The organism is Nonomuraea lactucae (genome assembly GCF_003313395.1).
GTDB classification, from domain to species: Bacteria; Actinomycetota; Actinomycetes; order Streptosporangiales; family Streptosporangiaceae; genus Nonomuraea; species Nonomuraea lactucae.
In genome coordinates this window covers 1-11,240 of sequence record NZ_QNFZ01000218.1, presented here as the reverse complement: position 1 = coordinate 11,240, position 11,240 = coordinate 1, and the positions used below count along the sequence as shown (strand labels likewise).

General features: G+C 71.4%; 9 protein-coding genes. 5 read left to right on the top strand and 4 right to left on the bottom strand.

Annotation, left to right across the window (positions count from 1 at the left end):
• The coding region (locus DQW85_RS13645) for a N,N-dimethylformamidase beta subunit family domain-containing protein (RefSeq protein WP_162794962.1) at positions 1 to 1,322 on the top strand (1,322 nt) is incomplete at its 5' end.
• 46 nt (positions 1,323 to 1,368) lie between these two features.
• On the opposite strand, the gene DQW85_RS13640 is transcribed toward DQW85_RS13645, so the two are convergent.
• Complete coding sequence (locus tag DQW85_RS13640) at positions 1,369 to 2,301, bottom strand: V-type ATP synthase subunit I domain-containing protein (protein ID WP_205315098.1); 933 nt, start codon at positions 2,299 to 2,301, stop codon at positions 1,369 to 1,371.
• Between the two features lie 378 nt (positions 2,302 to 2,679).
• Between DQW85_RS13640 and DQW85_RS13635 the strand changes: the two genes are divergently transcribed.
• The gene (locus DQW85_RS13635) at positions 2,680 to 3,705 is read left to right on the top strand and encodes a 6-phosphofructokinase (protein ID WP_113700688.1); all 1,026 of its coding nucleotides are present in this window, start codon (positions 2,680 to 2,682) and stop codon (positions 3,703 to 3,705) included.
• 345 nt (positions 3,706 to 4,050) lie between these two features.
• Here DQW85_RS13635 and DQW85_RS13630 read toward each other — a convergent pair whose 3' ends face one another.
• The gene (locus tag DQW85_RS13630; RefSeq protein WP_240197153.1) at positions 4,051 to 5,088 is read right to left on the bottom strand and encodes an MHYT domain-containing protein; all 1,038 of its coding nucleotides are present in this window, start codon (positions 5,086 to 5,088) and stop codon (positions 4,051 to 4,053) included.
• Between the two features lie 210 nt (positions 5,089 to 5,298).
• Between DQW85_RS13630 and thiI the strand changes: the two genes are divergently transcribed.
• Positions 5,299 to 6,495, top strand: coding sequence for a tRNA uracil 4-sulfurtransferase ThiI (thiI, locus tag DQW85_RS13625; protein WP_113700687.1), 1,197 nt, complete (start codon positions 5,299 to 5,301; stop codon positions 6,493 to 6,495).
• A gap of 82 nt (positions 6,496 to 6,577) precedes the next feature.
• On the opposite strand, the gene aroF is transcribed toward thiI, so the two are convergent.
• Positions 6,578 to 7,612, bottom strand: coding sequence for a 3-deoxy-7-phosphoheptulonate synthase (gene aroF / locus DQW85_RS13620; protein ID WP_113700686.1), 1,035 nt, complete (start codon positions 7,610 to 7,612; stop codon positions 6,578 to 6,580).
• A gap of 239 nt (positions 7,613 to 7,851) precedes the next feature.
• On the opposite strand from aroF, the gene DQW85_RS13615 reads away from it, so the two are divergent.
• Entirely contained in the window at positions 7,852 to 8,448 is a 597-nt protein-coding gene (locus DQW85_RS13615) for a molybdopterin-dependent oxidoreductase (RefSeq protein WP_113700690.1), read from the top strand.
• A gap of 108 nt (positions 8,449 to 8,556) precedes the next feature.
• A complete protein-coding gene (locus DQW85_RS13610) occupies positions 8,557 to 9,297 on the top strand; it encodes a LytR/AlgR family response regulator transcription factor (protein WP_113700685.1) in 741 nt (246 codons plus the stop codon).
• 765 nt (positions 9,298 to 10,062) lie between these two features.
• On the opposite strand, the gene DQW85_RS13605 is transcribed toward DQW85_RS13610, so the two are convergent.
• Positions 10,063 to 10,914: a deoxyribonuclease IV gene (locus tag DQW85_RS13605; protein ID WP_113700684.1), complete on the bottom strand. Its 852-nt coding sequence runs from the start codon at positions 10,912 to 10,914 to the stop codon at positions 10,063 to 10,065.
• Positions 10,915 to 11,240 lie beyond the last annotated feature (326 nt).

Genomic DNA, 11,240 nt, shown 5'->3' with positions numbered 1-11,240 from the left:
GGCTCGCACCCCGGGCCGGGCTCGCACCCCGGGCCGGGCTCGCGCCCGAGGCCGTGGAGCCGCCTGCCCGATCCCCGGCGAAGGGGGCAGCCGGAGAGCGGGAGCCGTGGCGGATCACCCGGCTCGGCGCCGAGCACGAGATCGAGGGCTACGCCGACCGCGTCAGCGTGCTGCCGGGCGAGCGGTTCCGGCTGCTGGTCTCCACGACCGCGTCCACGTTCACCGCGCGGGCCTTCCGCATGGGCGCGCGCCCGGTCACCGTGTGGCGGTCCGCCCCGGTCCGAGGGGTGCGGCAGGCGCCCCCGCGGACGATCGAGGGCATGGTGACCGCCGCCCACTGGAAGCCCTCGATCACGGTGCGGACCACCGGCTGGCCCGAGGGCGCCTACCTGGTGCGGCTCGACTCCTCCACGGGCGCCCAGCGGTACGTCCCGATCACCGTCCGCTCGGCCTCCACCGAGGGCAGGGTGGTGATCGTCAACGCGGTCACCACCTGGCAGGCGTACAACCAGTGGGGTGGCCGCAGCCTCTACCAGGGGCCGGGCGGGTTCGCGGGCCGCTCGCGCAAGATCACCTTCGACCGGCCCTACGACGGGCCGGGCGCGCGGCACTTCCTGAGCTTCGAGCGGGACGCCATCGCCGTGGCCGAGCGGAGCGGGGTGCCGCTCGCGTACCTCACGAGCCTGGACCTGCTGCCCGGCACGCTCCGCGGCGCCCGCGCCGTCGTGTCGCTGGGACACGACGAATACTGGTCGCCGGGCATGCGCGCCGCCCTCACCGGGGCCCGCGACCGGGGCGTGAACCTCGCCTTCCTCGGGGCCAACGCCGTCTTCTGGCGGATCGGGCTGTACGGCCGGATGATCGTGTGCGACAAGGAGAGCCAGTGCCGGCCCTGGCGCGCGTCCGAGCCGGAGAGCGCGCTGGTGGGGCAGGGGTTCGACTGCTACCCGGCCGAGGCGGACTACGTGGTGCGCAGGCCCGGCCACTGGATCTTCGAGGGGACCCGGGGCAGGCGCTTCCCGGGGCTCGCCGGCGTCGAGACCGACAGGGTGTCGGCGGGGTCTCCGGCGAACGTCCGGGTGCTGGCCGAGTCGCCCGTCGACTGCGGCGGCCGGGCGACCGCCGGCACCAGCACCTACTACACCGCGCCGAGCGGCGCCGGCGTGTTCGCCTCGGGCACGACGCGGTGGGTGTGCGGGATGAGGGGACGGCGGTGCGGCCACGGCGTGAGCGGCGCGGCCGCCGCGTTCGTCCGCCGCGCCACCCGCAACCTGCTGACCAGATTCGCCCACGGCCCGGCCGGGTCGTCAGCCACAGGTTGACGACGGAGAGCCGCGCGTCACCGCGCTGTCCCCTGCCGTGCTGTTCCTACTGTGCTGTTCCCTGGGCCATGGTGCCGCAGCGGAAGCCGGGCTCGCGCTCCGGGTCGAGCCGCAGGTCGCCGAGGTTGGTGGTCTCGATCGGGCGGCGGAAGGTCTCCTGCTTGTCGCAGTCGTAGAGGACGTAGGTGCCTTCGCTCTCGCCGAGCAGCATCATCCAGCGCCCGTCGTAGAGGGGCTTGTCGTCCTCGGCGTTCCGCAGGACCGCCCACTGGTCCTGGAAGCCCACGAACCCGAGAAGCTGGTTGGCCTGGCCGGTGTCCCGGACCTGGACGGCTCCCTCGATCAGGCCCAGGATCAGCAGGAAACCGAGTCCGAGCCCGGTCATGGCGCCGATGAGCACCTTCATCCCGGCGCGGCCGACCGGCTTGCGGCGCAGCAGCCGGAACGGCACCACGAAGGCCAGCACGCCCAGCCCGATCGCGGTGCCGACCATGATGCCCAGGGTCAGGTCGGCCACCAGGTTGAACAGCCCCCAGTACGTCGCGCCGCACCACACCGCGCCCAGGGTGGCGACGATCCACGGCCTCGCTCGCACCGCTCTCAGCAGCCGCCCGGCCGCGCCGGCGGTGGCCTTGTCGATCAGCCAGCCCAGGCCGACGACGACGCCGAGGGCCGGGATGAGCACCAGCAGGAGCATGATCAGCGTGCCCATGAGGCGTCCCAGCAGCACCGACTGGTCGATGCCCGCCTGCTGCGGGTTGATGCCGAACACCCAGTAGATCTGCTCGACGCCGAGGTACAGCACCGCGTACAGGGCGACACCGATCGGCACGACGACGGAGCCGATCCGCTCGAGGATGCCCAGGACGCCGCCGCCGTCATCCTGCCGGGCCGCCTCGGCGGCGGACGGGTCCGCCGGCGGGCGCGCCTCGTCGGTCACGGGCGGCGCGACGTGCTCTGCGGGTAAAGCCGTGTTCATGGAAGTTCTCTCCTTGGCCCGGTCCGCGCCGTTCGGGGGTGTCAGGAGCGGTCTCGATCATGTGGTCGCCGTCCACGGCCGGCCCGTCCTGCTGCGGCGATCAGTCGGCCCGTGCCTCGACGACGCGCCGATGCTATCGGCAATCGGGCATGTCGGGCACACCACTCTGACCTGTCCTGAGCGGGGAGCGCCGGAAGCCGCCCGTACGAGCCGCGTCGCTCACGGCCGCTGATCACCCGGCCGCTGATCGCCCGGCCGCGGCACTCCCGGTCACGGGCGGCCGTTCCGGTCGGTACGCTCTTGTTTGGTCTAGACCACTCGCCCGAGGGGCGGGCACAATGCGATCCTGGTCCTGAAGCTCATCGGGAGGAACCCGCCATGCGTATAGGAGTGCTGACCGGAGGGGGCGACTGCCCCGGTCTCAACGCCGTGATCAGGGCTGTCGTGCGGAAGGGAGTGAGCGTCTACGGCCACGAGTTCGTCGGCTTCCGCGACGGCTGGCGCGGCCCCCTCGAAGGCGACACGATGCCGCTCGACATCCAGGCCGTGCGGGGCATCCTGCCGCGCGGTGGCACGATCCTCGGCTCGTCGCGCACCAACCCCATCAAGATCGACGGAGGCGTCGACCGCATCAAGGAGAACCTCGCCGCCACGGGCGTCGAGGCGCTGATCGCGATCGGCGGCGAGGACACCCTGGGCGTCGCCAAGCAGCTCTACGACCGTGACGTCCACGTCGTCGGCGTGCCCAAGACGATCGACAACGACCTGTCGGGCACCGACTACACCTTCGGCTTCGACACGGCCGTCAACATCGCCGTGGAGGCGATCGACCGGCTCCACACCACCGCCGAGTCCCACCACCGGGCGCTCATCTGCGAGGTCATGGGCCGGCACGCCGGCTGGATCGCGCTGCACGCCGGCATGGCGGGCGGCGCCAACGTGATCCTCATCCCGGAGAAGCCGTTCGACATCGACCGCGTCTGCGAGTACGTCGAGTCGCGCTTCCGCACCCGCTACTCGCCGATCATCGTGGTCGCCGAGGGCGCGCACCCCATCGAGGGCCAGATGGCGCTCCAGGCGGGCGAGCTCGACGCGTTCGGCCACGTGCGGCTCGGCGGCATCGGAGAGGTGCTCGCCAAGGAGATCGAGAAGCGCACCGGCAAGGAGGCCCGCACCACCGTGCTGGGCCACATCCAGCGGGGCGGCACCCCCACCGCGTACGACCGGGTGCTGGCCACCAGGTTCGGCCTGCAGGCGATCGACGCGATCCACGAGGGCGACTTCGGGAAGATGGTCGCGCTGCGCGGGACCGAGATCGTGCGCATCAGCCTCGACGAGGCCACGGCCGAGCTCAAGACCGTGCCCGCGTCGAGGTACGCCGAGGCCGAGGTGTTCTTCGGCTGAGCGTTCCTCACATTCCGGTCAAGATCTCCTACGGCCGGCTGTAAGTGGCTTGCAAGCGGCGCGCCGTACCTTCTCGGTGGTGGGGTTCACCACTGCACACCCCTCCTTTCCGGGTACGGCTTGCGCCGCGGCGAGTTGGCGGCCCACCACGCGTCGCGGGCCGTACCCAGGAAGCGGCTCGGCCGCGGGGCGTGCCGGAAGAGATCCACTTCCGGCGCGCCCTTTCGGCGTCCCACGGGCCGCCTTCCCGCCTGCGGGTCCGCCTCCCGCCTGCGGGTCCGGCTCGACACGCCGCGGGCCCGGCTCGACAGGCCGCGGGCCCGGCTCCGGGGTGCCGGAGCGCGACTACCTTCCGCGCATCCGTGACCTGCCCCAGCGGTCCTGTCGCGCGGGGGCGGGCGCGGTGTCGTGGGGCTGCTGCTGGGTGGACTGGAAGCGTCGCGACGGCGCCCGGTGGGGCTCGCCGGGGAGCGGCGGGGCGAAGAGCGCCCCGGAGCGCGGCTGGGCGGGCGGGCCGTACGACGACTGCCCGGCAGGCGGGGCGAAGGCGGACCGGGCCGGGGGTGCGGTGGTGATCGGTCGCCCGGTGAACGCCCGCCGGGTGCCGCTCCTGCGCCGTTCGAGGCGGGCCGCCATCTCGGCGTCCTCGTGAAGTTCGTCCTCCGTCGGCGACAGGATGACCATCAGCAGCATGGTCAGCGTGATCAGGCTGATCACCGTCATGAGGGGCACGAGGAAGTCGAGCGCGTCGGCGCCTTCCACGACACCCGGCTCGGGGTGGACCGTGACCTTCATCGCGAACATCCCCGTGTAGTGCATGCCTGACACGGCCACGCCCATGAGCAGCGCCGCGCCGGTGATCCAGATGGGGCGCTTGACGCGCAGTGTGAACCAGAGCGCCACGGTCGCGGCGACCACGGCGATGGCCACGGAGGCGGCCACGATGGCGCGGTCGTAGTCGACGTGGGCCGACATGTTCATCGCGTACATGCCCAGGTAGTGCATGCCGGCGACGCCGAGCCCGGTCAGCAGCCCGCCGCCGAGCAGCGCGAGCGCGTGGCCCCGGCCGTACGAGACGAGAAACAGGCCGGTGCCGACCACCACGATGGCGACCAGGGCGGAGGCGACGGTGAGCGGCACGTCGTAGCGGATCGGGGTGCCGTCGACCTGGAAGCCCATCATGGCGATGAAGTGCATGACCCAGATGCCGGTGCCGCCGATCGAGATGGCGGCGCCGAGCAGCCATCGCACCCGCGCGCCGCCTCGTGAGGCGTGGGCCTGGGCGGTCAGCCGCAGTCCGAGCATCGACCCCATGCACGACATCACGTAGGCGAGGCCCGGCGTGACGAGGCCGTGGCTGAAGTGGGTAACAGCGGAGGACATGTATTCAGATTTCCTTGCATTAGGGGTCTCGGGATTGTTCCATCGGCCTCGCCCCTTTCGCATGGATATCTCGACTATCTGTCAAGTCGTGTGTCGAGAACATGAGATCGGCTCGGACGCGCTCTGGCGACAGCACGGCTCGGACTAAACTCGATGGGTCGCGGCGTTGCCTTCAGCGCTCGCAAACTCGTCTTCTCCGGAGGTCCCACCATGACGATGTCCGCCCTGGGCGAGCCCTGTGTTCTGCTCAAGCTGGGCGAGATCGTCCTCAAGGGCAAGAACCGTGAGCTCTTCGAACGCCGCCTGATCGGCAATATCCGCGCCGCGCTCAAGGAGCTCGACCTCAAGCTCGACGTGCGCAGGCGGCACGGCGTCATCGCGATCTTCCTGCCCGCCGGGGCCACCGCCGAGCAGGCCGGCGCCGTGGCCGAGCGGGTCGCCGACGTGCCGGGCCTGGTGTGGATCCACCCCGCCTGGCGGGTCGCCAAGGACCCCGACACCGTGCTCAAGGCCGGGCTGGAGCTGCTGCGCGACCGCGACGAGGTCAAGCGCGGCGCGCCGTTCGCGGTCCGCTCCCGCCGCCGCGACAAGCGGTTCCCGCTGCGCTCCAACGAGCTCGACCGGCTGGTCGGCGGAGCCATCAACGACGAGTACGGCCTGCCGGTGAACCTGAGCAAGCCCGAACTGACCCTGTTCATCGAGGTCGACCGCGACGAGGTGTTCATCTTCACCGGCGGCCTGCCCGGCCAGGGCGGGCTCCCCGTCGGCAGCAGCGGCCGGGCGCTGGTGCTCATGTCGGGTGGCATCGACTCACCCGTGGCGGCCTACCGCATGATGCGGCGCGGCCTCCACGTCGACTTCCTGCACTTCTCCGGCATCCCGTTCACCACGTCCGAGTCGATCTACAAGGCGTACGCGCTGGTCAGGAAGCTCGACCGGTTCCAGGGCGGGTCACGGCTCTGGGTGGTGCCGTTCGGCAAGGCCCAGCAGTCGATCCGCACGTCCGGCCAGGACCGGCTCGCCGTGATCGCCCAGCGGCGGCTCATGCTCAAGACCGCCGAGGAGGTCGCCCACCGCATCCGCGCGGGGGCGCTGGTCACCGGCGACGCGCTCGGCCAGGTCTCGTCCCAGACCCTGGCCAACATCACGGCCCAGGACCACGCGGTGGAGCTGCCCATCCTGCGGCCGCTGGTGGGCTGGGACAAGACCGAGATCATGGCCGAGGCGCGGCGCATCGGCACACTGGAGATCTCCGAGCTGCCGGACGAGGACTGCTGCACCCTCCTGGCCCCCAAGCGTGCCGAGACGCGTGCCAAGATCGAGGACCTGAAGCAGATCGAGAAGCGCCTCGACGCCGAGGAGCTCGCCGTCCAGCTCGCCGGCTCCATCCAGGAGTACACGCTGTAGACCCTGCCGAAGGTCGTGGCGCGGGTGCGGGAGGTCAAGAGGGGACCCGCGCCGGATCGCCGGTATCCAGGGCCCTGGCGGGTCAGGCGGCCGGGAGCGCCGCGGCGGCCGTCTTGCCGAGCAGCGGCGGGAAGTCGCGCATCACCCGGGCCAGCTCCTCCAGGTCGCCGTCCACGAGTGCCTGCGGCCCGTCGCACAGGGCCTGCTCGGGCTGGGGGTGCACGTCGATGATCACTCCGTCCGCGCCCACCCCGATGGCCGCCCGGGTCAGCGGGAGCACCAGGTCACGGCGGCCCCCAGAGTGCGACGGGTCCACGATCACCGGCAGGTGCGACAGCCGCTGCGCCACCGGCACGGCGGAGACGTCGAGCGTGTTGCGGGTCGCGGTCTCGAACGTCCGGATGCCGCGCTCGCAGAGCACGATGTCGAGGTTGCCGCGCTGGGCGATGTACTCGGCGGCCATCAGCCACTCCTCGATCGTGGCGTTCATGCCGCGCTTGAGCATGACCGGCCTGCCGGCGGCCCCGACCGCCTGCAGCAGCGCGAAGTTCTGCGCGTTGCGCGTGCCCACCTGCAACATGTCGGCGTACGAGGCCACCAGCGCGACGTCGTGCGCGTCGACCACCTCGGTCACCACCGGCAGCCCGGTCTCCTCGCGCACCTCGGCGAGGATGCGCAGCCCCTTCTCGCCCAATCCCTGGAACGCGTACGGCGAGGTGCGCGGCTTGTAGGCGCCGCCCCGCAGCAGCGTCGCGCCCGCCGCCCTGGCCATCAGCGCCGCGTCCAGCGTCTGTTGCGGCGTCTCCACGGCGCACGGTCCCGCGATCAACGTCACGGTGTCGGGACCGATCGGCACCCCGCCCACGTGCACGGTGGAGCGCTGGGGATGGTTCTCCCGGCTCACCAGCTTGTACGGGGTGGAGACGCGCATGACCTCGCGCACCCCGCCCATGGCGCGCAGGCCCGCGGCGTCCAGCTGGGTGACGTCGCCCACCAGCCCGACGATCGTGCGCTGCACGCCCCTGCTCACGAACGCCTCGACCCCGGCCGCCTGGACGACCGCGACGATCGACTCGACGTCCGCGCGGGTGGCCTCCGGGCCCATCACGATGACCATCTCTGTTCCTCTCATGCCGGAAACACAGAAGGCCCCGGGTCCTCATCGGACCCGGGGCCTTCGTTCGCCTGTCTGCTAGCGCAGCGTCAGATGGCGAACGGACTCGGGTCCGTCGCCATACCAAAACAGGAACGCGGTGCGCATAGGCCGCCATACTAGCGCACGAACCCGATCGTGAATCACCTCCGGGCCGGTGGCAGGATGGCTCACGACCGCGAGATTGTGCGAGGGGAGTGACCGTGGAGCCGTCGCGCCTGCCCCCAGGCCAGTACATCCCGCGCGGCAGGCCCGTGATCCACTACGGCAGGGTTCCCCAGTTCAGGCCCGCGAGCTGGGACTTCCGCGTCTTCGGGGCGACGGCCTCGGGCGAGGAGCACCGCTTCACCTGGCCCGAGTTCGAGGGCCTGCCCCGGACGAGCGTGCTCGCGGACTTCCACTGCGTCACCAAGTTCTCGATCATGGGCAACGAGTGGCGCGGCGTGAGCCCCGCCACCATCATCCAGGCCGCGCCGCCCGACCCCGGGGTGCGGCACGTGATGATCTGGGCCGAGTATGGCTACAGCGCCAACCTCCGGATGTCCGACCTCACGGCCCCAGGCACCCTGTTCGCCATGGAGCTGGAGGACAAGCCGCTCAGCCCCGAACGCGGCTTCCCGCTGCGGGTCGTCGTGCCCCACCTGTACGCGTGGAAGAGCGTCAAATGGGTGCGCGCCGTGGAGTATCTTCTGGAGGACCGCAGGGGCTTCTGGGAGGAACGCGGCTACCACAACGTGGCCGACCCGTGGCGCGAGCAGCGCTACTCCTACCAGGAACAGCCCGGCGAGGGGCCTCCTTAGGGGTTGGCGGGCATTCCCAGGACGCAATTTAGCGCATTGTAGCCAAATCTTTACTCAGGGTTTGCGTATCACTTGTGACCTTGGCCTTCTTGCGTCAGCGTAGATGGCATGCTGCGTCTCCTGGCCGTCGACGACGAACTGCCCGCACTGCAGGAGCTGGCATACCTGCTGCGCCAGGACTCCCGGGTCGAGCACGTGACCACCGCCTGCGACGGGGTCACCGCGCTGCAGGACATGGTGCAGATGATCGGCACCGGCGAGCGGCTCGACGGGGTGTTCATGGACATCGAGATGCCCGGCCTCAGCGGGCTCGACCTCGCCCGGCTCGTCGGCGGCTTCCCCAGCCCGCCCAAGCTGGTGTTCGTGACCGCGCACGAGGAGTGCGCGGTGCAGGCGTTCGAGCTGGAGGCGGTCGACTACCTGCTCAAGCCGGTCCGGGCCGAACGGCTGGCGGAGGCGGTCCGCAGGCTGCAGGCCGCCGCCTCCCCGGCCGCGGAGAGCGGCCAGGAGGACGTGATCCCGGTGGAGCTGGGCGGGCGCACGCGGTTCGTGCCGCAGCAGTCGGTCTGGTTCGCCGAGGCCAAGGGCGACTACGTGCGGCTGCACACGGTCGACGGCAGCTACCTCGTGCGCATGTCGCTGGCCGCCCTCGAACGGCGCTGGGCCGAGGCGGGCTTCATCCGGGTGCACCGCAGCACGCTGGTGTCGAGCCGGCACGTCAGCGAGCTCAGGTTCGAGGGCGGCCGGGTGACGCTGACGGTCGGCACCGAGATCCTGAAGGTAAGCCGCCGCCACACCCGCCAGGTGCGCGAGCAACTGGTCCACCAGCACAGAGCCGCCCTCTCGTAACCGCCCGCGTCCAGCCGCCCCAGCACGGTCGACGTCCCCTGCGCGGCCTCCCCGCCTCCGCGCGCCCCCGCCGCCGTGGGCCCCGCTAGCGTGCGGCCCTGCGCCACCGTGCGCCCCCCGCGCCTCCATGCGGCCCTCTGTGGTGCTTCCCGTGCCGGTTTCTGCCCCTGCGCCGCCTCTGGGCGTGCCGTCCCCGCCTTCGGTTCTGGGGGCGTGCCGTCCCCGCCTTCGGTTGTGAGGGCGTGCCGTTCCCGCTTTGGGTCCTGGGGTGTGCCGTCTCCGCGTTCGGTTCGTGGGGCCGATCCCTCCGCGGGGGTGCGTGAGGGCGCTCGCTCCCACGCGTCGGGGGTGTGCCGGGACCTGGCCTGTCGCGGGTGCGTTGGGGGCTTGCGAGCCCCTTCGGCGACCGTTCGTCGACGCGCAACTACCGCTCGTCCGCCCGACACGCTCCGCATGGCGATGACTACAGACCGTTCACCGCGCTGTCCGGGAACCGGGTGTCACGTGCAAGATCGCGATCGTAGTGTTTGCGCATCGGACAAGCCACCCCGGCGCATCGGGGGGACGAGCCGGGGGGCTCACTGCAAGGCTGATGCGCCGGGCACCGGTGACCGCAGGTCACCGCACGGCTGTCGGGCCCTTGACCGGGGGTAGGGGCCCGCCTGCCGGGTACGTGAAGGGGCGCCCGCTCCGGTTGCGGACACAGGCCGCGAGCCGGCCGTACGGGGGCGCCGGATCGCGCGAGCGGGCGCCCCGACACGACCGTCAGGCTGGGAGCGGCCCGTCGCGAAGCTGTTTGAGCAGAGCGATGTCGATCCGGTGCTTGTCGGCCTTGCCCGGCGTCTCGATGCAGACGGGCACGCCCGCCATCGCGGCATGGCGCATCATGTGCGCGAACGGGAGGCTGCCGATCTGACCGGCCCCGATGTTCTCGTGGCGGTCCTTCCTGGAGCCGCAGATGTCCTTGGAGTCGTTGGCGTGGATCAGCTTCAGCCGCCCCGGGGCGATCTTGTGGAGGGCGTCGAAGGTCTCCCGCACCCCGTCCTCGGTCGAGATGTCATGACCGGCGGCGAAGGCGTGGCAGGTGTCGAGGCAGACGCCGGCCCGCGGATGCCAGTCGAGCGTCGCCAGATAGGGCTCCAGGTCCTGGATCGTGGCGCACAGCATCGCCCCCTGGCCCGCCATGGGCTCCAGGAGCACGTCGGGCCCGCCGTCGGGGATCTCATCGAGCAGCGGCATCAGGTGCTCACGCATCTGGCGCATCGCGGCGTCGCGCGGCTGCGTCACCGCCGAGCCGGTGTGCACCACCACGCCCTTGGCCCCGATCGCGACCCCGCGCCGGATCGTGTGGCGGACCAGCGCGACGGAGCCCGCCAGCGTCTCGGGGTTGGGGGAGCCGAAGTTGGCGAGGTAGGGCACGTGGACGAAGGTGTCGACGCCCGACTCGGCCAGCTTGGCGTCCTCCTCGGGCCTGCCCTCGGTCAGCGCCCAGGCGCGCGGGTTGGTGACGAACACCTGGATCATCTCGGCGCCGATCTCGGCCATGTATCTGAGGCCGCCCGTGGCCAGGCCGCCGGTCACGAGCACGTGCCCGCCGATGAGAGAGCGTGGGGTCATGATGGCACCCAGTTTATTGGCCCCCGCGGACCTTTCCCGCCGGGCGCGCGGCGTGGCGGGAGCGGCTTGGAGCATGACACGAAAAGTTCTGGACAACCGGTTGGACAGTTGAGAGTTCTTACGGATGGACCGGGCACGACGGACATGTGTGTACTGCTGGCATGCCCGACACCCTCGCCGGACTGGACCGGTTCAACGCGGCGGCGGAGGCGGACGCGGAGGAGGAACTGCTGGCCTGCTGCGCGTCCCGCGCCTTCGCCCGGGCCGTCGCGGCCGGCCGCCCGTACCATGACCGCGACCGGCTGGCCGGCGCCGCCGTCGCGGCC